14 protein-coding genes are annotated in these 20,171 nt (G+C 67.0%); 7 read left to right on the top strand and 7 right to left on the bottom strand.

Going from position 1 to position 20,171, the window contains the following annotated elements; genetic code table 11:
* Positions 1–198: 198 nt before the first annotated feature.
* A complete protein-coding gene (locus tag ACPEH1_RS11685) occupies positions 199–780 on the bottom strand; it encodes an NUDIX hydrolase (RefSeq protein ID WP_017355456.1) in 582 nt (193 codons plus the stop codon).
* A gap of 184 nt (positions 781–964) precedes the next feature.
* On the opposite strand from ACPEH1_RS11685, the gene ACPEH1_RS11680 reads away from it, so the two are divergent.
* The 6 genes from ACPEH1_RS11680 (at position 965) to ACPEH1_RS11655 (ending at position 6,680) form a co-directional block, all read left to right on the top strand.
* On the top strand, positions 965–2,443 hold the full coding sequence (locus tag ACPEH1_RS11680; protein WP_136003984.1) for an amino acid permease: 1,479 nt from the start codon (positions 965–967) through the stop codon (positions 2,441–2,443).
* A gap of 85 nt (positions 2,444–2,528) precedes the next feature.
* On the top strand, positions 2,529–3,956 hold the full coding sequence (locus ACPEH1_RS11675; protein ID WP_136003982.1) for an amino acid permease: 1,428 nt from the start codon (positions 2,529–2,531) through the stop codon (positions 3,954–3,956).
* 347 nt (positions 3,957–4,303) lie between these two features.
* Positions 4,304–4,942, top strand: a complete 639-nt coding sequence (locus ACPEH1_RS11670; protein ID WP_017355459.1) for a methylthioribulose 1-phosphate dehydratase — start codon at positions 4,304–4,306, stop codon at positions 4,940–4,942.
* Between the two features lie 157 nt (positions 4,943–5,099).
* Positions 5,100–5,657, top strand: coding sequence for a 1,2-dihydroxy-3-keto-5-methylthiopentene dioxygenase (locus ACPEH1_RS11665; protein ID WP_423715816.1), 558 nt, complete (start codon positions 5,100–5,102; stop codon positions 5,655–5,657).
* Between the two features lie 3 nt (positions 5,658–5,660).
* On the top strand, positions 5,661–6,359 hold the full coding sequence (mtnC, locus tag ACPEH1_RS11660) for an acireductone synthase (RefSeq protein ID WP_423715815.1): 699 nt from the start codon (positions 5,661–5,663) through the stop codon (positions 6,357–6,359).
* A 36-nt stretch (positions 6,360–6,395) separates the two neighbouring features.
* Complete coding sequence (locus ACPEH1_RS11655) at positions 6,396–6,680, top strand: hypothetical protein (protein WP_017355462.1); 285 nt, start codon at positions 6,396–6,398, stop codon at positions 6,678–6,680.
* An 18-nt stretch (positions 6,681–6,698) separates the two neighbouring features.
* On the opposite strand, the gene ACPEH1_RS11650 is transcribed toward ACPEH1_RS11655, so the two are convergent.
* The 6 genes from ACPEH1_RS11650 to ACPEH1_RS11625 are packed head-to-tail and all read right to left on the bottom strand — an operon-like array spanning position 6,699 to position 16,448.
* Positions 6,699–9,350, bottom strand: a complete 2,652-nt coding sequence (locus tag ACPEH1_RS11650) for a beta-mannosidase (protein WP_423715825.1) — start codon at positions 9,348–9,350, stop codon at positions 6,699–6,701.
* 24 nt (positions 9,351–9,374) lie between these two features.
* Positions 9,375–10,568 (bottom strand): AGE family epimerase/isomerase, encoded by a 1,194-nt coding sequence (locus tag ACPEH1_RS11645; RefSeq protein ID WP_423715814.1) that lies wholly within the window; start codon positions 10,566–10,568, stop codon positions 9,375–9,377.
* A complete protein-coding gene (locus tag ACPEH1_RS11640) occupies positions 10,565–11,560 on the bottom strand; it encodes a carbohydrate kinase family protein (RefSeq protein ID WP_136003974.1) in 996 nt (331 codons plus the stop codon). Before ACPEH1_RS11640 ends, ACPEH1_RS11645 begins: the two co-directional genes overlap by 4 nt.
* Before the next feature lie 7 nt (positions 11,561–11,567).
* On the bottom strand, positions 11,568–12,878 hold the full coding sequence (fucP, locus tag ACPEH1_RS11635; RefSeq protein ID WP_017356274.1) for an L-fucose:H+ symporter permease: 1,311 nt from the start codon (positions 12,876–12,878) through the stop codon (positions 11,568–11,570).
* A gap of 44 nt (positions 12,879–12,922) precedes the next feature.
* On the bottom strand, positions 12,923–13,966 hold the full coding sequence (locus ACPEH1_RS11630; protein WP_026070801.1) for a LacI family DNA-binding transcriptional regulator: 1,044 nt from the start codon (positions 13,964–13,966) through the stop codon (positions 12,923–12,925).
* Positions 13,967–14,018: 52 nt separating this feature from the next.
* Positions 14,019–16,448, bottom strand: a complete 2,430-nt coding sequence (locus tag ACPEH1_RS11625) for a GH92 family glycosyl hydrolase (protein WP_017356272.1) — start codon at positions 16,446–16,448, stop codon at positions 14,019–14,021.
* 563 nt (positions 16,449–17,011) lie between these two features.
* On the opposite strand from ACPEH1_RS11625, the gene ACPEH1_RS11620 reads away from it, so the two are divergent.
* Complete coding sequence (locus ACPEH1_RS11620) at positions 17,012–20,107, top strand: TonB-dependent receptor (RefSeq protein ID WP_017356271.1); 3,096 nt, start codon at positions 17,012–17,014, stop codon at positions 20,105–20,107.
* Positions 20,108–20,171: the final 64 nt, after the last annotated feature.

The following is a 20,171-nucleotide window of genomic DNA, read 5'->3' as shown; positions in this document are numbered from 1 at the left end:
ACGGCTGCCGGTGGTGCTTCCGCGTCCGGTCAACGGCAGCCGGGCAGAGCCCGGCTCTACGGAGTGGACCGCAATTCCAGACGCGCGCACGCGGGAGGTCGCCGGCAGTTCCAACCGAACGGCCGCGGGAAGTCGCCGGCAATTGCGGGCGGGCGAGGCGCGAGGTGGCCGGCGAGTGCAGGCGTGCCGAGTCCGGCGCTACCGCGCCAACCAGCGCTTGGCCATGCGCGGCAGCGAGTCGTCGCCGTCCGGCGTCTCGATCATGGCGGCAGCCACGTCACGGATATCGCGCCAGGCCAACGCCAGCGACTCCTCGCTGACCGCGAACTGTTCGCTGCCCAGCGCCCGGACGACGTAGCGGGCGTCGTAGTGCCAGTGCCCCGGCACGTCCTTCCGTTCCGGAATCCAGTGCCTGTCGATGTCGAACAGGACGCCATCTTCCAGCACCAGCGCGCTCAGCCCGGACTCTTCCTCGGCCTCCTTCAGCGCCACCTGCGCCAGGTCGCGCTCGCCATCGGCATGCCCACCCAGCTGCAGCCAGCGGTCCAGCTTGCGGTGGTGGGTAAGCAGCACGCGCTCCCCGTCGGCGCTGACCAGCCACGCGCTGCCGGTGAAATGGCCGGACAGCCGCTCGCGCAGGAAGGGGTTCTCCGGGTCATCCAGCACTGTGCCGAATTCGGCAGCCAATGCAGCGTGTTCCGGGTGCCGGCGCGCGTAATCAGCCAATTGGCGGCGCAGCGCGGCGTCAGCAACGACAACGGATTCAGGGTTCAGCGACATGGTGGGCCGGGGATGGGACGGAATCTGCCGATTATCTCGCGCCCATGCTGCATTTGAGCTTGTGCGCAGGCTTCAGCTTTGGCTAAGGTACAGCGGGCCCCGCATCGCAGGGGCGCCCAGTCGCCATCAGGGGGCGCGGCAATGTACCGCGCACCTCACCTTTGTTCACTTAGGGAAGCACTGCATGCTGAAGTCTCTGTTGAGGGTCAAACCGGTCGCACCGGCACCGCACGTCGATGCCGGCGAGCCCATCGAAGGCAGCCTGGACGGCGAGCCCACACTGAAACGGACCCTCACAGCCAAACATCTCATCATGCTCGGCATCGGCGCGGTGATCGGCGCCGGTATCTTCGTACTGACGGGCCAGGCCGCCGCCAACCATGCCGGCCCGGCCGTGATGCTGTCGTTCGTGTTCGCTGGCTTCGCCTGTGCCCTGGCCGGCCTGTGCTACGCCGAGTTCGCGGCGATGATGCCGGTGTCCGGCAGCGCGTACTCCTATTCCTACGCCACCCTCGGCGAAGGCATGGCCTGGTTCATCGGCTGGTGTCTGGTGCTCGAGTACCTGTTCGCATCGGCCTCGGTTGCGGTGGGCTGGTCGGCGTACCTGATCAGCTTCATCACCACCACGTTGAACATGCCGTTCCCCGACGCGCTCAGCGCAGCGCCCATCGCATGGACCGGGAATGAGTTCATCGCCTCGGGCAAGCTGTTCAACCTGCCTGCGGTGCTCATCGTGGCGGCCGTGACCGGCCTGCTGTATGTCGGCGTGACGCAGTCGGCTTTCGTCAACGCGATCATCGTTGCGATCAAAGTCACCGTGATCTGTCTGTTCATCGGCTTCGGCGCAGCGCACCTGGACCCGGCCAACTGGCAGCCGTTCATCCCGGAAAACACCGGCGTGTCCGGCGAGTTCGGCTGGAGTGGCGTGTTCCGCGCGGCGACGATCGTGTTCTTCGCCTACATCGGCTTCGATGCGGTCTCCACCGCTGCCGGCGAGACCAAAGACCCGCAGCGCAACATGCCGATCGGCCTGCTGGGTTCGCTGGCGGTGTGCACGATCGTGTACATCATTGTGTGTGCGGTGCTGACCGGCATGATGCCCTATCACCTGCTGGGTACCGACAAGCCGGTCGCGACCGCCCTCGAGCCCTATCCCACGCTGTCCTGGCTGAAGACCGCTGTCGAGATCGGCGCCATCGCCGGCCTGTCCTCGGTGGTGCTGGTGATGATGATGGGCCAGACCCGGATCGCCTACACCATTTCCCGCGACGGCCTGTTGCCGAAGATCTTCGGCAAGGTCCATACCCGCTTCCGTACGCCCTACTGGAGCACCGTGATCGTGGGTGTGATCGCGGCAGCGCTCGCCGGCATGGTGCCGCTGAACGTGCTCGGCGAGCTGGTGTCGATGGGCACGCTGCTGGCCTTTGCCACGGTCTGCATCGGCGTGCTGATCCTGCGCTATACCCGCCCGGAGCTGCCGCGTCCGTTCCGCGTGCCGCTGGTGTGGGTGATCTGCCCGTTGGGCGCGCTGGCCTGTCTGTTCCTGTTCTGGCAGGCGTTCGTGGTGCATTGGCACCTGTTTGTGGGCTGGACGCTGCTGGGCCTGTGCATCTACTTCGGCTACGGCATCCGCAACAGCAAGCTGAACAAGCCCTCCGCCTGATCGCTGCCGGGCCGGCCCAGTGCCGGCCCGGTCGTTTCTGCTCCATCGCGCGCGTTCTGCCGCGCCAACCAAGACACTCAACACCATGTTCAAGCAACTGTGGGCCACCAAGCATCCGCACGCCGCCCATGAAGACGCCAATGGCCTGAGCCTGCGCCGCACCCTCGGGCCGTGGGGCCTGACCGCGCTGGGCATCGGCGCGGTGATCGGCGGCGGCATCTTCGTGATCACCGGCCAGGCCGCCGCCAACCACGCCGGCCCGGCGATCATGCTGTCGTTCGTGCTGGCCGCGATCTGCTGCGCGTTCTGCGCAATGGCCTACGCCGAGTTCGCCGCGATGGTGCCGGTGTCCGGCAGCGCCTACACCTATACGTATGCCACCTTCGGCGAGCTGTCGGCCTGGTTCATCGGCTGGATGCTGGTGCTGGAGTACGGCGTTTCCGCCTCGGCAGTGGCGGTGAGCTGGACCGGCTACTTCCTGAGCCTGCTCAGTCATTTCGACATCCATCTGCCTGCGGCGCTGGTCAGCGCGCCACTGGACGCCCAGCTGCGGCCGACCGGGGCGATCGCCAACCTGCCGGCGGCGATCCTGGTGCTGCTGCTGACCTGGCTGTGCTACGTGGGCATCAGCAAGTCCTCGGCGATGAACATGGCGATGGTGGTGCTCAAGACCGGCCTGATCGTGCTGGTGATCATCGCCGGCTGGAAGTACGTGGACCCGGCCAATTGGACCCCGTTCATTCCCGACAACGAGGGCCCCGGCAAGTACGGCTTCGAAGGCGTCCTGCGCGGCGCGGCGATGGTGTTCTTCGCCTACATCGGCTTTGAGGCGGTGTCGGTGGCCGCGCAGGAATCGCACCGGCCGCAGCGCGACATGCCGATCGGCATGCTGCTTTCGCTGGTGATCTGCACGGTGCTGTATATCGCGATGGCCGCCGTCATGACCGGCCTGGTGCCCTATCCGTTGCTGGGCACCGACGAGCCGGTGGTGACCGCGGTGGCCGCGCATCCGCAACTGGGCTGGCTGCGCATCATCGTGGAGATCGGCGCACTGATCGGCCTGTCGTCGGTGGTGCTGGTGATGATCATCGGGCAACCGCGCATCTTCATGATCATGGGCCGCGACGGCCTGCTGCCACCGGTGTTCACCAAGATCCACCCGACCTACCGCACCCCGCACATCAATACGGTGATCACCGGGATCGGCATCGCCCTGCTGGCGGCGCTGTTCCCGCTGGACATCCTGGGCGAGCTGACCTCGATGGGTACCCTCATCGCCTTCGCTGCGGTCTGCGCGGGCGTACTGATCCTTCGCCGTACCCAGCCGGACCTGCCGCGCCCGTTCCGCATGCCGATGGCCTGGCTGATCTGCAGCCTGGGCGTGCTGAGCTGCATCGCCCTGCTGACCGCCATGACCGCGCACAACTGGATGCTGATGGGCGTCTGGACCGCGCTCGGCTTCGCCATCTACTTCTTCTACGGCTTCCGCCACAGCCGCCTGCGCGGGAAGTAAGGGGAAGAGGGACTGCCGGGCCTGCAGCCCGGCCCCCGCTGTTTTGGCAACAGCCAGAACCGGAGCCGGAGCATTGGCTCGACCGTTGGGGTCGGTTTGGCGGGGCGGTATGGAGTCGCGGGGGACGCCGTGAATACGTCCATAGCAACGGCTAAGGCAGCAGGTTTGAGATCTGCTGGAACGCTGGATGTCTGCTGGAACGCTGGATATCCGGTGTGTGGCGACCGTTGGTCGCCACATCGTGGAGCCGGCTGGCCGCCGGCTCTGCCCTTCCCCCGATCCCCCCAATGCCGGCACTCGCCTCAGGACGCCCTGCTTTTAGCGCCTCATCTAGCTAAAATGCCGGCATGAACAACACCCCCTACGACACCGCGCGCCTGGGCGAGCTGGCCCAGCTGTTGATCGACAACGTCCGCGAGCTGGCGCAGGCCGGCTGGACCCCGGCCACCAGCAGCAATTTCTCCCACCGCCTGGATGACCGCCACGCCGCGATCACCGTATCCGGCAAGGACAAGGGGCGGCTGGTGAAGGACGACATCATGGTGGTGGACTTCGACGGCAAGGCCGTCGGCCGCCCGCTGCGGCCCTCGGCCGAGACCCTGCTGCACACCCAGCTGTACCGCCGTTTCCCGGAGATCGGCTGCGTGCTGCATACCCATTCGCCGGTGCAGACCGTCGCTTCGCGCCTGTATGCCCCGCAGGGCCACATCCGCCTGGAAGGCTACGAACTGCTCAAGGCCTTCCACGGCAACAGCACCCACGACATGGCCATCGACGTCCCGGTGTTCGCCAACACCCAGGACATGGACGTGCTGTCCGCCCAGGTCGAGGACCTGCTGGACCGGCAGTGCCTGTGGGGCTATCTGATCGACGGCCACGGCCTGTACGCGTGGGGCCGCGACATGCCCGAGGCGCGCCGGCACCTGGAAGCGTTCGAGTTTCTGCTGCATTGCGAACTGGAGCTGCGCAAGCTGCGCGGGCCCTGATCGACACCGCGTCGCCCAGGACGCGCCAGGGCCGGCCAGCGGCCGGCGCTACCGGTGCGGCGGCCGGGATGCTGAATTCCAGGACAGGCTGTCGGGTTGCCGGGCAGAGCCCGGCACTACACACTGTTGCCCCCCCCTCGCCGTTCAAGCTGCCGCCATGAGCCGACTGCGCATTTACGACCACGATGTTCCCGACGCCCCGCTGCTGGACACCCAGGACGGCGAGCGGATTGCCGATGCGCTGCAGAAGATCGGCGTGACCTTCGAACGCTGGCAGGCCGCCCATGAGGTCGCCCCCGGTGCCAGCCAGGACGAGGTCTTCGCCGCCTATCGCAGCGACATCGACCGCCTGGTGGCCCAGCACGGCTTCAAGAGCGTGGACGTGGCCTCGATCGCCCCGGACAACGCCAACCGCGCCGAGCTGCGCAGGAAGTTTCTGGACGAGCATTTCCACAAGGAAGATGAAGTCCGTTTCTTCGTCGCCGGCTCCGGCCTGTTCACCCTGCACGTGGACGACAGGGTCTACGAGATCGAGTGCGTCAAGAACGACCTGATCGCCGTGCCGGACGGCACCCCCCATTGGTTCGACATGGGCGATGAGCCCAGCTTCGTCGCGATCCGCTTCTTCACCGAGCCGGACGGCTGGGTCGGCCACTTCACCGGCACCGACATCGCGCAGAAGTTCCCCCGTTACATTCCGACCAAGGCGTCCTGATCCATGCCCCACCCCACCGTCATCCTCACCGACATCGAAGGCACCACCAGCAGCATCTCGTTCGTCAAGAACGTGCTGTTCCCGTATGCGCGCAAGGCACTGCCGGCGTTCGTCGCCGCGCATGGCCAGCAGCCGGAGGTGCGTCGCTGGCTGGATGCGGTGGCGGCGGAGATCGGCGGTGCCTGCCAGGACAGCCTGGTCGTGGAAACCCTGCAGGGCTGGATCGACCAGGATCGCAAGCACACCGCGCTGAAGGCGCTGCAGGGCATGATCTGGGAGAGCGGCTACCGCAACGGCGACTACAAGGCCCACTTCTACCCCGACGTGGCCGCCGTCCTGAAGGGCTGGCACGCCGAAGGCAAGCCGCTGTACGTGTACTCGTCCGGGTCGGTGCCGGCGCAGAAGCAGTTCTTCGGCTTCAGCGAGGCCGGCGACCTGACCGGCCTGGTGTCGGGCTGGTTCGATACCGAAGTGGGCGGCAAGCGTGAGGCCGACAGCTACCGCACCATCGTCAAGGCCATCGGCGTGCCCGCCGCCCAGATCGTGTTCCTGTCCGACGTGGTCGAGGAACTGGACGCGGCGCGCGAGGCCGGGCTGCAGACCCGTCTGCTCGACCGGCTGGACGACTACCCGATGCCGCGCAGCGGCGAGGCCACCCACGGCCACGAACGCGTCGAGAATTTCCAGCAGATCGCGCTCTGAGCCGATCTGCCAGCGTCTACACGGAGCACAACAGAGATGGATATTGATTTCATGGTCGGGACCACGCCGGTCAAGCTCACCCGCGACTGGTTCTGGGGCGGGATGAAGCTGGTCAGCGCCGATGAGACCGTGTGGGTCCAGCACCCGGCACACCCGGGCACGCATTTTTCCTTTACCACCACCCAGTCCTGGCTGCGGCGCATCGCCGGCCAGGAGGTGATCGTGGAAAAAACCCGCTCGATCCTGTTCGCGGCCTTCCGCGAACAGCGTTTCCGCGTGCTGGTCAACGGTATCGAAGTGGTCAACCGCAGCGGCATGTAGGCCGCTGCGGCGGCGCGATCAACGCGCGGCGCTGGCATCCGCCGGCGGTACCAGCGCATCGGCCAGCGACTGCACCCGCAACGCGCGGCGCAGCGTGGCCAGGTCGGCGTCTGCAGTGAGGTTCACCTGCACGGTTTCGCCGGGCAGCAGCGTCAACGCATTGTCCTGCAGCACCGCGTCCAGTCCGTCGAACCCGATCCACACCGCACGGGCCAGCCGGTCGCTGCGCAGGCGCAGGCGGTAACCGTCGCCTGCGCGCTGCAGGTCGGTGTGGATCTGCGGCCGGGACAGCGCCAGCGCCTTGGCCACGTCGAAGTACACCACGCCCTGCGACACCGGCTTGCCGCCGCCATCCAGCAGTTCGACCACGGCCACGGTGCGGTGGGGATCGGCCTGGCCAAGCAGCGCCGCATCGTCCAGCCGCGCCACCTCCAGCGCCGCGCCCGGCGGCACCGTCACGGCGTGCTGCTGGCGTGTGTGGACGCGACCGTCGAGGCCCATCACCCGCAGCCGCCACTGCCCCACCAGCGCGTCGCGGCGGTCGTTGAGCAGGCTGATCCGGGTGATGCCGTCGTCATCACGCAGCGCGGCCACCGCCTGGTCGGCGAAGAAGCGGCGCGCCTGGAAATGCAATGCCTTCCAGCGGCCGGCGTAATCGATGCTGGACCACGACGCGCCCGGCCACACATCGTTGAACTGCCAGTACAGCGAACCCATCGTGTACGGCCGCGACGCGCGGTGGTGCAGTGCGGCCAGCGCGATGCCCTCGGCCTGCATGACCTGGCTGAGGTACACGAACGTGGGGAAGTCGCGCGGCGTGCCGTAGCCTTCCTCGATGTACTTGAGCAGGCGCTGGTTGCCCTCCCCGGCCATGAACTTCTGGTGCGCGCGCACGGTCGGGCTGTCCACGCGTTGCTCGGCGGCCGGGATGATGCCGTCCAGCGTGCGCAGCACCGGCCACGCCTGCAGGCCGTACTCGGACATGAAGCGCGGCGTCTCGCGCAGGTAAGCCGTCACCGGCAGCGCCGGGTTGCCCCAGACCTGCCAGTAATGCTTGTCGCCACGGGTGGAATCGTTGGCCTTCTCGTCCAGGTCATTGCCGGGCGAACTGGACCAGTACGGCACACCGAGCCCCTCCTCGGCCACCACGTGGCGCAGGTCCAGCCCGAACAGGTCGACATAGCCCTGCCAGACCTTCGCCGCAAAGACCGGATCGGCGGCGGTGAGGTCACGCCCGTGGCCCCAGTCCTTCCAGGCGGTCTCTTCCTCGTTGTTGCCACACCAGAGCACCACGCTGGGATGGTGACGCAGGCGGCGCACAGTGTCGCGTGCCTCGGCCACCACGTTGGCGCGGAACGCCGGATCGTAACCAGGCTGCATGCCGCCCCCGAACATGAAGTCCTGCCAGATCAGCAGGCCCAGCTCATCGGCGATATCGAAGAACGCGTCGTCTTCGTAATAGCCGCCGCCCCAGTTGCGCAGCATGTTCATGTTGGCATCGCGCGCGGCGGTCAGCTCGCGGCGGATGCGTGCAGGCTCAACCCGCGCCGGGAACATGTCAAAGGGAATCACATTGGCGCCCTTGGCGAAGATCGGCACGCCGTTGATCACGAATGCGAAGCCCTGGCCGCCGCTGCGATCGACCTCGCGCCGCAGCTCCACCGTGCGCAGCCCGATGCGGCGCTCCATCCGCAGGGCGCCCGCCGTACCTGCGGCAAGGGTGGCACGCGCGGTGTAGCGCGCCTGCTCGCCCTGCCCCACCGGCCACCAGCGACGTGGCGCGGGCAGCACCACCGGCACGACCACGCGGTTGTCGCCCGCGCGCAGGGCCACACGCGGGTCGAACCGGCGCACCACCCGCCCGTCCGGATCGATCAGTTCAATACGCAGCGGCGCCGTCCCGGCGGTGGCGCTCTCCACCTGCACCGCGATGTCCAGCTCGGCTTTGTCCGCATCCAGGCTGCGCGTATGCACAGCCAGATCGGTCAGGCGCTGCGCATCCCAGCTCTCCATCCGCACCGGGCGCCAGATGCCTGCCGTGACATACCGCGGGCCCCAATCCCAGCCGAAGTGGTATCCGGGCTTGCGCACGAAGTTGCCGACCATCGCATCCTTGGGCTCGTCCCCGTACGGCGATGGGTAGTTGCCGGCGATTTTGTGGGGCATTGCCTGCACGCCTGGCAGCAGCGTGGTGATCGGCGAGCGCAGCACCACGCGCAGTTCATTGCCGGTGGGGCGCAACTGCCCGTCCACCCGCGCCCGCCAGGTGCGGTGGCTGTTGTCGGCCCGCAGCAGCGGCGCGCCGTTGAGCTCGACGGTGGCGAACGTGTCCAGACCATCGAAGGCAAGTTCGGCATGCGCCCTGGCCAGCGTGGCCGCATCCACGTCGAAGCGGCCCCGGTACTCCCAGTCGGCCAGGCCGATCCATTGCAGGCCCGCCTCCGGCGCCCCCACGTAGGGGTCCGGGATCAGCCCCTGGGCCAGCAGGTCGGTGTGCACGGCGCCGGGCACCTGCGCACTGTGCCAGTCGGCCAGCTGCGGATGCGCGGCCAGCCGGGCATCGCCGGGCAGCAGGCGGAAGGTCCACTGCGCCTGCAACGGCGCCGCCGACAGCGGCAGCGCCCCCAGCAGCAGCAACAGCGACCCGACGATCAGACCGAAACGACGCATCCGCATGTGCTGCTCCCCGTTCTGTCAACGCACCACGTTGAGCACTTCGTAGCAGGCGCCCATCGTGTGGTAGTCGGTCTTGCCGGCCGGGCTCTTCTCGTCGCTGTACTTGCGGTTGTCCGCATCCAGAATGCGGTACCAGGCGCCGTAGCGATGGTCGATCATATGTGACCATGCATAGGCCCACAGCCGGTCGTACCACGCCCAGTAGGCGTCATCGCCGGTACGCGCGGCCAGCAGGGCGGCGGTGGCCAGCGACTCGGCCTGCACCCAGAAATACTTGTCGTCGTCGCAGACGCTGCCATCCGGTGCGAAACCGTAGTACAGGCCGCCGCGCTCGTCGTCCCAGGAACGGGCCACGGCGGTGTCGAACAGGTGGCGCGCGGTCGGCACCAGCCAATCGGCCTGCACGTGCCGACCCAGGATCAGCAGCAGTTTTGCCCATTCGGTCTGGTGGCCGGGCTGGAAGCCCCACGGGCGGAACAGGTGCCTGGGATTGTCTCGGTTGTAGTCCCAGTCGATCCGCCACTGCCGGTCGTAGTGTTCCCAGACCAGGCCGTCGGCCTGCGCGGCCTGACGGCGCGTCATGTGGTCGGCCAGCAGCAGCGCGCGGCCGAGATAGCGCTGCTCGCCGCTCGCCTCGAACGCGGCCAGCATCGCCTCGCACATGTGCATGTTGGCGTTCTGGCCACGGTAGTCGCTGAAGGTCCAGTCCGCATCGGCCTCATCCTTGTACAGACCGAACCCAGGCTCCCAGAAACGGCTTTCGAGCAGCGTCCAGGTTTCGTCCATCCAGGCGCGCGCCTCGCCGATGCCCGCCTTCAGCGCGCAGCTGTAGGCCAGCAGCACGAAGGCCACGCCGTAGCAGTGGTTGGTGGCATCCTCGACGACACCATCGCGCAGGGTCCAGGCATAGCCGCCCGTGACGGGGTTGCGATGCACCTCGCGCAGGAAGCGGATGCCATGCTCGACCGCCTTGAGGTCGTCGGGGTTGCCGAACTCGCGGTACGCCATCGCATGGTTGAACACGAAGCGCGTGCTGCTGACCAGGTGACGGTGGCTGGCGTCGTACACGCTGCCGTCGTCACGGAAGTAGTGGAAGAACCCGCCCGTCGGGTCGATCTCGTTGGGCCGGTAGAACGCCATGCTCTGCGCGATGTGGGCACGCAGGAAGTCAGGCGAGCGGAAATCGGGTTGCGGCGGAACCGGCGTGGTCATGCGGCGTCATCCTGTTGTTGCTGCAGCAGTTGCTGGACTTCATCTAGAGTGGGCATGGCCGCGAACGCGCCCTTGCGGGTCACCGCGAGCGCGCCCACGGCGGCGGCGAAGCGGATCGCATCCACGAGCGCGGCCGGGTCCTGGCAGAACGCGGCGAATGCGCTGCCATCCCCCCCGCGCTCACCGATGCCAAACAGCAGCCCGCCGACGAACGCGTCGCCGGCGGCCGTGGAATCGACCGTCTGCACGCGGAAGCCGGTGAGTACACCCTGCGAACGGCGGGTGAACCAGCGGATCGGGGCGGCACCGTCGGTGATCACCACGGCCTGCGCCTGTGCGGCCAGCAGGCGCTGTACCACCGCCTCGCCGTCGCCGGCCTGCGCTGCGGCCAGATAATCCAGTTCCTCGCGCGAGAGCTTGACCAGGTCGGCCAGCAGCAGGGCTTCCCACAGGCGCGGCAGCGGATCCACGCCGGCCGGCCACAGGGCCGGGCGCAGGTTCAGGTCGACGCTGACCATCGCCCCGGCTGTGCGCGCACGGCGCATGCCCTCCAGCGTGGTCTCGGCGATGTCGGCTTCGGTCAGGCTGTTGGAACACACGTGGAAGCTGCGCGTGCCGTCAAAGCAGTTGGGATGGAAGTGCGCACTGCGGAACAGCAGATCCGCCGCAGGCGGGCGGTAGAAGCTGAAGCTCCGCTCGCCACTGGCATCCAGCGCCACGAACGCCAGCGCGGTCTTCGCCGCGTCGGTGCGCACGATGCAGTCGGTGGCCACACCGGCATCGGCCAGGCTCTCGGCGAGGAAGTCGCCGAACATGTCCTGCCCCAGCATGCCGGCGAAGTGCGTGTCGGCACCCAGCCGCGCGGCAGCCACGGCGACGTTGGCCGGAGCGCCGCCGGCGTACTGCAGGAAGGCGCGCGGGGTATCCGGCGAGGCCGGTGGCTGGGCGAGTAGATCGATCAAAATCTCGCCGAAACAAACAATCTTGGACATCGTGCCCTCACGCTCCCTGGCGGAATCCGACCGCCGGGCGCGAGCCCGACAGACCGTAGAAAATGATGTAGCCGTAGCACAGCAGCGGCAGGATGAACGACTCATGCAGGCCGATCTGGTCGGCCAGCAGGCCCTGCAGGTACGGCACCACTGCGCCGCCGACGATGGCCATGATCAACAGGCTGGAGGCCTTGTTGGTCAGGGTGCCCAGGCGTTCGATGCTCAGCGCGAAGATGGTCGGGAACATGATCGAGTTGAACAGGCCCACCGCCACGATCGAGTACAGCGCGACCTGTCCCTGGCTCAGCAGGGTCGCCGCCAGCAGCGCCACGTTGATCCCTGCAAACAGGGTCAGCAGCACGCGCGGCGAGAACCGGGTCATGATCGCCGAGCCGGCGAAACGACCGATCATTGCCAGCGTCCAGTACGCCGACACATAGTGGGTGGCTTCCTTCTCGGTGAAGCCACCGATGTTGGGCAGCGACAGGTAGTTGACCAGGAAGCTGCCGATCGACACTTCCGCGCCCACGTAAAAGAAGATGGCCAGCACGCCGAACAGCACATGGCGATGGCGCAGCGCGTCCAGCAGAGTGTGCTTGCCGGTATCGGCCTGCTCGGTAGTTTCGGTCAGCGCCGGCAGGCGGAACAGATAGACGAATACCGCCAGCAGGAACAGCGCCACGGCCAGGCCGACGTACGGGCCCTGAACGGACTGCGCTTCCTGCACCCGGTAGGCGATCTGCTCGGCACCCGGCAGCGCCTTGATCTCCTCGGCACTCTTGACCGTGTTGCCCAGGATCAGCAGGCCGCCGAAGATCGGCGCGATCGCCGTGCCCAACGAGTTCAGCGCCTGGGCCAGGGTCAGCCGGCTCGACGCGGTCTGTTCCGGCCCCAGCAGCGCGACGTACGGGTTGGCCGCCACCTGCAGCACAGTGATGCCGGTGGCGAGCACGAACAGCGCGCCGAGGAAGGCCTCATACACGCGCAGTTCGGCCGCGGGCCAGAAGCCGAGCGCGCCGACCCCGGCGATCGCCAGGCCGGCCACGATGCCCTTTTTGTAACCCAGGTGCGCCACCAGCCGGCCGGCCGGCAGCGACATCAGGAAGTACGCACCGAAGAAGGTGAACTGCACCAGCATCGCGCGGGCGTAGTTCAGTTCGAACACCGCCTTCAGATGCGGGATCAGGATGTCGTTGAGGCAGGTCAGGAAGCCCCACATGAAGAAGATCGTGGTCGCCACCGCAAGCGCGACGCGCGTGTTGACCACGGGTGCGGCGGCGGATGAGGCAGGCAGTCGGGGCGTTGGCGAAATGGGCATTCAGGTACGCGCCTCAGTGCGCGGGCAGGTGACAAGGGAGGTCATCAGGCAAAGGAAGGGCCGCTGCTGTCGCGGACGCGCAGCTGGACGGGTGCAACGGTGCGCTGGGGTGCGGCGTCGGGGTTGTCCAGACGCTGCAGCAGCAGTTCCGCCGCCTGACGCCCGCGCGCGCGCGGATCGACGGTCAGCGTGGTGAGCGGCGGCATGGCCACTGCTGCTTCGGAAATATCGTCGAAACCGGTGACCGCAAAATCGCGACCCGGGTGCACGCCACGCGACGCCAGGCCCAGCATCAGTCCCAGCGCGACGCTGTCGTTGTAGCAGACCGCCGCGGTGGGCACCGTCGCAGCGGCAAACAGCTCGCCGCTACGGGCCGCCGCGTCCAGGCGGCTCGGGGAGGTTTCAATCAACCAGTCCGGCTGCGTCTCCAGTCCGGCCTCGTGCATTGCCTGGGCATAACCGGTGCGGCGCTGGTGGCACGAACTGGACACCGCGTGACCGCCAAAGAACGCGATGCGGCGGTGGCCGCGCTCGATCAGATGGCGCGTGGCCAGGTACGCACCCTGCTGGTTGTCCAGGGTCAGGAAGTCCCAGGTCGCCCCGGGCAGCTCGCGATTGAACAGCAGCACGTTGGCATGTCCGAGCACCTGGCGCAGCTGGGCGGCATCGCTGCCTTCGGCCGGCGACAGGATCAGTCCGGCCGGCATGTGTTCCATCAGCGTGGTCAGTACCGCCTGCTGACGCTCCGGGGACTCGCCGGTGCTGCCCAGCAACGTCACGAAACCCTTGCCGCCGAGCGCTTCGTCGACGCCGGAGGCGAACTCGGCGAAGAACGGGTTGGACAGGTCGTTGATCACCAGTGCGATGCTGGACGAGGTGCGCCGGCGCAGGTTGGCCGCCCCCCGGTTGTAGACATAGCGCTGCCGGCGCAGTTCGGCCTCGACCCGCGCTCGCGTATCCACGTTCACCAGCGGGCTGCCGCGCAGCACCAGCGAGACGGTGGCGCGCGACACGCCGATCGCCTCGGCGATGTCGGTCACTGTCACCGCGCGCGTGCCCTTGCCGGCAGGGGAAGCTTTGTCATTCATCGTGTGCTGGGGTTCCTTGGCATCGTGCAAGCCTAAACGATTGCAGCAGCCCTCATTCGAGCGCCGCACCCGGGGTGGCGCAGTACGACACCGGCAGGTCGGCCACCTGCGTGCCCCACCCGCTTTCCGGCGCCTGCGTTGCCAGCGCCACATCGATGCGCCCCCCCTGCTGCAGGCGCGCCCAGTCCAGCCACACCGGCGCATGCGCGCGACCATCCACCTGCACGCCCTGCACGTACTGGAGCGTGCGGCCATCGGCACCCGGCGCCTTCACGGTCAGGGTGCGGCCCTGGCCGAGATCGACATCGACCTGGGCAAAGCGCGGGGTGTGCAGCAGGAACTGACCGCTGCCCGGCACCGCCGGGTACAGCCCCAAGGCGCTGAACAGGTACCACGCCGACATCGTGCCAAGGTCATCGTTGCCGGTGACGCCATTGGGCGCGTTGGTGAACAGCTGCTGCGCGGCGCGCACCACCGTGGCGGTTTTCCACGGCTGGCCGATCAGCGTGTACATCCACGGCGCATGCAGATCCGGTTCGTTGTTGGGGTTGTAGCGGAACTGGTTGTAGTAGCTGTACGGCCCCACCACCCATTCTTTGCGCGCGGCCGTCAACGGGGCCTGGCGCAGTGCGTCGTAGGCGAAGAAGGCATCCAGCCGGCGTGCGGCCTCGGCGCGACCGTCCATCGCCTGCACCAGGCCCGGGATGTCCTGCTGGGCCAGCCACTGGTACTGCCACGCCGTGCCTTCATGGAACCCGTGGTGCGAACGCGGGCTGTAGCGGCCATCGGCCGGCACGTACCACTTGCCGTCCTCCATGCGCGGCCGCGGGAAGCCGCTGAAGCCGCCTTCGTCGCGCACGTCCGGGTCCCATACCTTGTTCCAGTTGCGGCCACGCGTGCGCAGCACACCGGCGTCGTCGGCGTGGCCGAGGCCGTCGGCCATCTGTGCCAGCGCGCAGTCGGCCAGTGCGTACTCCAGTGTGGCCGAGCCGCCATGATGCGGATCCACATCCATGCCCTTGGAGGGGAACGCACGGTCGTACTGCACGAAGCCATTGGCAAGATAGCTGGGATTGCCGGACCGGCCGGCGTGACGCGAGTTGATCGGCGGCGTGCTGAACGCGTTCTTCCGCAACGCCGTGTACGCCTCGGCCTCACGCCCGTCGAGCGCGCCGAAGCGCCACAGATCCACCATGAAAGGCGTCACCGGATCGCCGGTCATGATGTTGGTTTCGAAGTTGGCGTAGCCCCAGCGCGGCAGCCAGCCGCCCTGCGCATCGATGGCCAGCAGGCTGCGGCCGATGTCGCGGGCGACCTGCGGACGGGTCAGTGCCAGCCACTGGTTCTGCGCACGATAGGTATCCCACAGCGAGAAGTACTCGTAGTAGGTCCAGCCGTCGGCGCGGTGGATGGCATCGTCGTAACCACGGTAGCGGCCGTCGGCATCGCTGCCGGTCAGCGGCTGCAGCAGGGCGTGGTAGAGCGCGGTGTAGAACACGGTGCGGTCGTCACCGTTCCCGCCCTGCACGCGCACGCTGCGCAGTTCGTCGCGCCACCGTGTCTGCGCCAGCTCGCGCATCCGGTCGAAGCCCAGCAGGCGGCCCTTTTCCATGCCGTCGCTGCGCAGGTTGGCGCGCGCACCCTCGGCATCCACGTGCGAGATCGCGCTGACCGCCGTGACCGCTCGTCCCTGCGACAGGTCGAAGCTCAGCCACGCGCCGCTGGGCTTGAGTTCGCCTTCCATGCCGTGGCGCGCACCGGGCAGCCCGCCGCCCTCGCCCCAGGTGCCGAAGGCCTTGAACGGGCGGTCGAACTCGATGCGGAACCAGGTGGTGTACTGATGGCCGCCGCAGAAGCTGCGGGTGACCAGCTTGCCTTCCACCGCACGGTCGCCCACTACATCGATGACGCTGCCGATCACCGAATGGCGTTCGTTGGCCTGGCCGACGTTGACCAGCACGTGGCCGTTTTCCGCACCGGCGGCGAACGTGTAGCGTTCGGCTGCGGCCCGGGTGCGCGCGGTGGCCTCGGCATCGATGCCGCCGTAGCTGGTCAGGCGCACCTTGTAGTAGCCGGCCTGGCCGACCTCGCCCTCATGGGTGTAGGAGGCTGCGTAGGCTTTGTGATCGAAGCTCTTGGCGGTGGCGGTGTCGAAATCGCCGCCAGGACCGATGCTGCCGGTGACCGGCAGGACGGACACCTGGCCCCCCTGCTCCCAGCAGCCGGCACCGGACAGGAAGGAATGCCCGAACCCGCGGATCTTCGGGTCGTCGTAACGCCAGCCCGCGTAGTGCTCCCCGATCGGGCTGACCTGGATCAGGCCGAACGGCGCCGAGGCCCCCGGGAACGTATTGCCGTCATCCTTGCTGCCGATGAAGGTGTTGACCTCGCGCTCCAGCGCGGCCGGGGCGGCCGCCTGCAGCAGGGGCGCGCAGGCCAGGGCAAGCAGAGAGGTGACGGCGAGGACAGACGTTCGGCGCATGCGGGGTTCCTGTGGGTCGATGTCGATGCGGGCGACCGGTGGCCCGGCCGATGCCGGGAACCAGGCGACTGGACGGGTGAAAGCCCCGCCATTGCTGGCCGGCCATCCCCCTGTTGGCGCGCGTCCAAATCCACGCAGCAGTGAATTTAGATCGATTCAAGTAAAGCACGGGGATTTCGACGGATGCATTCTGCGGCGCAACATGGATGTCGTCTGTGGCGGCGGCCTGGCTGCCGGCTGCGCCTGGAACGACCGCCTGGTATGGCGCCTGCGCAAGAAAACGTTTTCACCTCCACAGCGAAAACCGGTCGTTGCCGACATACCGCGGTCATATTGCGCAGCAGCATGCTTCGCCTCCCGGGCCGTGCTAAAAATCCCCCGCCAATCGTTTAGATCGATCCAACTCCGAACGGTCACGATTGACGGACAGGTAGGTGGGGGGACCTGCCTCACGTTGCATGCGGGACGCACCGTCGTTCGTTGCTGGCAACAGCGACCTCCAGAATTAGATCGATTCAATCACGTATCGCCACCGTTTCAATCCAGGAGAGGGAGAGAGTGGAATGAACAAGATGTCCCGCATGCGCAACCGCGACACGCTGTCGGCAGCCATCACCGCCGCGCTGTTCGCCGCCGCGCTGGCCCCGGCCGGCGCCTTCGCGCAACAGGCCGGCACGACCCCGTCACCGGACGCCACCACGCTCGACAGCGTGACCGTCACCGGCTACCGCTACGCCATCGAAAAGAGCCTGCAGCAGAAGCGCGATGCCAATGCCGTGGTCGAGGTGATCACCGCCGAGGACGTGGGCAAGTTCCCCGACAAGAACGTGGCCGACGCGCTGCAGCGCGTGCCGGGCGTGGTCATCACCCGCGATGGCGGCGAAGGCAAGACGGTCAGCGTGCGCGGCCTGGCGCCCGATCTCACCCTCACGCAGTTGAACGGCAACTACGTCGCCACCTCGGAAACCAACAACGAAGCCACGCGCTCGTTCAACTACACCCTGCTGCCGTCGAACATGCTGTCCAGCGCCGAGCTGTTCAAGTCGCCGGAAGCGCGCATCGACGAAGGCGGCATCGGCGGCACGGTGATCCTGCATACCCGCCGTCCGCTCGACATGGAAGCCAACTCGGGCTACGTCACCGTCGAGGGCACCACCTCCGACACCAGCCACGACATCGATCCGCAGCTGTCGGCGCTGTATTCCTGGCACAGCAAGGACGAGCGTTTCGGCGTGCTGGTCGGGGTGACCCAGCAGAAGCGCACCAGCCGCACGATGGAAGCCAGCACCGAGGACTTCCAGTGGTACGGCAACAACACCGATGCGCGCGACGCCAACGGCAACGTGCTGGAACAGGACGGCATCCATTACTGGTGGGGCCGGTCCGGCTTCAATGACCAGAGCGGCCGCAACTACAGCGAATTCTTCATGCCGACCTCGGTGAACTTCGCCGTGAAGGAAGAAGAGCGCGAGCGCAAGGGTGGCCAGTTCACCTTCCAGTTCAAGCCGCTCGACAACCTGACGCTGACCGCCAATTACTTCCGCTTCGAGCTGGAAGGCAACTACACCCAGAACATGCTGAAGATTCCCGAATGGAATCTGGCGCGCTACAACGGCGACGGCAACTGGGCCGGCGGCCGCATGCTGGACGGGCTCACCTTCGATCCCAGCGGCAGCATCGTGACCGGCGCGCAGTACGAGAAGCTGGCCGGCAAGACCTATTACTGCAGCGAGGAACAGGCTGCGGCCGCAGGCCTCGCGCCGGGTGGCTGGGGTCCGGACGACTGCACCATCCCCACCCCGCAGCTGACCGGCGACTACAGCCGTGAGAAGGCGCTGTCGCAGACCGCCGATCTGTCCATCGACTGGGACATCAGCCCGCTGTGGAAGGCCTCGTTCACCGGCGGCCGGACCTGGTCCGAAGGCGGCCCGTCGATGAAGTTCCGCATGGCGGCCAAGCCACGCCGCCAGGTCAATGGCGTGTGGCAGTCCGGCAACAGCTACAGCGCCTGGGACCTGACCGGCACGCCGAGCGCGACGTTCTCGCCGGACCTGCAGGAACAGTTGATGGCCGGCATCGCCGAAGTCGACACCGGCTCGACCGATTCGTCGTGGACGCAGACCGACATCAAGCAGAACTACTTCCAGGCCGATGTCACCAAGCTGTTTGAAAGCGGCTGGCTGGATTCGATCCAGTTCGGCACCAAGTACCGTGACGGCTCGGTCCATCGCAACACCGGCAACACCTACTGGGTGTGCCAGGGCAAGGATCCCGATCCGGCGTTCTACGACCAGAACCGCTACCAGTCCGGCTGCGATGCCTCGGCCGGTGTCGCCCAGCCCGGTTTCTTCCTGTCCAACCCGATCAACAACATCGCCGGCGGTTTCAACGCCAACGTGTTCCCGGGCATCAACTATCCGGCGTACATCAACTACCTCAACCAGACCTACGGTGGCTCGCACAATCGCAAGGAAGAGGATTTCGTCTACAACGTCGACGAGAAGATCTACTCGGGCTACTTCCAGGCCAACTTCCGCACCGAACGGGTCCGCGGCAACGTGGGCGTGCGTGTGGTGCGTACCCGCCAGTTCGCCGAATCCAGCGACTCGGTGGAGAAGTTCAACGACTACTTCCAGGACAACGCCGCCGGCACGCCGATGGGCTGCAACGATCCGGCGGCGGCACCGCTGATCGCCTCCAATACCGGCTATGTCTGCCAGAGCGGTTTCGTGCGCCTGCCCGACAACCTGGCGCGTGAGAAAACCTATGCGCTCAGCTCGATGGAGAAGACCTACACCGACTTCCTGCCGAGCTTCAACATCGCCTGGGACATCACCGACAGCCTGGTGCTGCGCGGCGCCGCGTCCAAGGTCATCGCCCGCCCCGGCTACACCAGCATCGCCTACCCGGGCGGTCTGAGCTATGTCAGCGAGGAGTACAGCAACGATCGCCGCGTCGCCGGCGGCACCGACACTCCCGGCTGGTACGGCTCTGGCAGCAACAAGAATCTGCAGCCGTTCGAGGCCACCCAGTACGACCTCGGTCTGGAGTGGTACTTCCGCCCGGGTTCGGTGGCCGGTGTGGCGCTGTTCCGCAAGGACATCAGCAACTTCACCGTGCCGGTGGTGCGCGACCAGCAGATGAACGTCGGTGGCCAGTCGGTGACGGTGCAGAAGTACTCCACCCAGGCCAACGGCCAGGATGGCGTGTCGCAGGGCGTTGAACTGTACGGCCAGTACACGTTCGATATCGGCCTGGGCATCCAGGCCAACTACACCTACAACGACACCAACCTGGCCGCCGTGGTGCTCGATGGCGAACGCATCGGTTCCTCGCCGCTGGTCGGCAGCGCCAAGAACCAGGCCAACGTCACGGTGTTCTACGAGAACGAGAAGTTCCTGGCGCGCGCCTCGTTCAACCGCCGTGGCGAAGTGGTGGGCGGTCTGAACAACGGTCTCACCCAGTACTCCGAACCGTATGACCAGCTGGACCTCAACGCGGCCTACAACATCACCGACGCCCTGATCCTGAGCGCATCGGTGCTCAACGCCACCAAGTCCGAGCAGCGCGTCTATCTCGGCAACGACAGCAAGGCGCGCCTGCTGTCCAACCTGTACTCCGGTCGCCAGCTCTACCTCGGCATGACCTGGAAGTTCTGAGTGTCTCCCCCCGCCTTCGGGCGGGGGTTGTTCCTCCACGGCAGCCGCGCTGGTACAGGCGGCT

The organism is Stenotrophomonas sp. NPDC077421 (assembly GCF_049545505.1).
Classification (GTDB): domain Bacteria; phylum Pseudomonadota; class Gammaproteobacteria; order Xanthomonadales; family Xanthomonadaceae; genus Stenotrophomonas; species Stenotrophomonas nematodicola.
The sequence above is the reverse complement of the archived record's forward strand: the minus strand, read 5'-3'. Positions and strand labels throughout refer to the sequence as shown.

What these genes read in the sequence shown, in the direction of transcription:
- mtnC (WP_423715815.1), top strand. Translation starts at nt 5,661, where the DNA reads ATGCCCCACCCCACCGTCATCCTCACCGACATCGAAGGCACCACCAGC.
- ACPEH1_RS11680 (WP_136003984.1), top strand. Translation starts at nt 965, where the DNA reads ATGCTGAAGTCTCTGTTGAGGGTCAAACCGGTCGCACCGGCACCGCAC.
- fucP (WP_017356274.1), bottom strand. Translation starts at nt 12,878, where the DNA reads ATGCCCATTTCGCCAACGCCCCGACTGCCTGCCTCATCCGCCGCCGCA.
- ACPEH1_RS11625 (WP_017356272.1), bottom strand. Translation starts at nt 16,448, where the DNA reads ATGCGCCGAACGTCTGTCCTCGCCGTCACCTCTCTGCTTGCCCTGGCC.
- ACPEH1_RS11685 (WP_017355456.1), bottom strand. Translation starts at nt 780, where the DNA reads ATGTCGCTGAACCCTGAATCCGTTGTCGTTGCTGACGCCGCGCTGCGC.
- ACPEH1_RS11665 (WP_423715816.1), top strand. Translation starts at nt 5,100, where the DNA reads ATGAGCCGACTGCGCATTTACGACCACGATGTTCCCGACGCCCCGCTG.
- ACPEH1_RS11645 (WP_423715814.1), bottom strand. Translation starts at nt 10,568, where the DNA reads ATGACCACGCCGGTTCCGCCGCAACCCGATTTCCGCTCGCCTGACTTC.
- ACPEH1_RS11630 (WP_026070801.1), bottom strand. Translation starts at nt 13,966, where the DNA reads ATGAATGACAAAGCTTCCCCTGCCGGCAAGGGCACGCGCGCGGTGACA.
- ACPEH1_RS11670 (WP_017355459.1), top strand. Translation starts at nt 4,304, where the DNA reads ATGAACAACACCCCCTACGACACCGCGCGCCTGGGCGAGCTGGCCCAG.
- ACPEH1_RS11655 (WP_017355462.1), top strand. Translation starts at nt 6,396, where the DNA reads ATGGATATTGATTTCATGGTCGGGACCACGCCGGTCAAGCTCACCCGC.
- ACPEH1_RS11620 (WP_017356271.1), top strand. Translation starts at nt 17,012, where the DNA reads ATGAACAAGATGTCCCGCATGCGCAACCGCGACACGCTGTCGGCAGCC.
- ACPEH1_RS11675 (WP_136003982.1), top strand. Translation starts at nt 2,529, where the DNA reads ATGTTCAAGCAACTGTGGGCCACCAAGCATCCGCACGCCGCCCATGAA.
- ACPEH1_RS11650 (WP_423715825.1), bottom strand. Translation starts at nt 9,350, where the DNA reads ATGCGTCGTTTCGGTCTGATCGTCGGGTCGCTGTTGCTGCTGCTGGGG.
- ACPEH1_RS11640 (WP_136003974.1), bottom strand. Translation starts at nt 11,560, where the DNA reads ATGTCCAAGATTGTTTGTTTCGGCGAGATTTTGATCGATCTACTCGCC.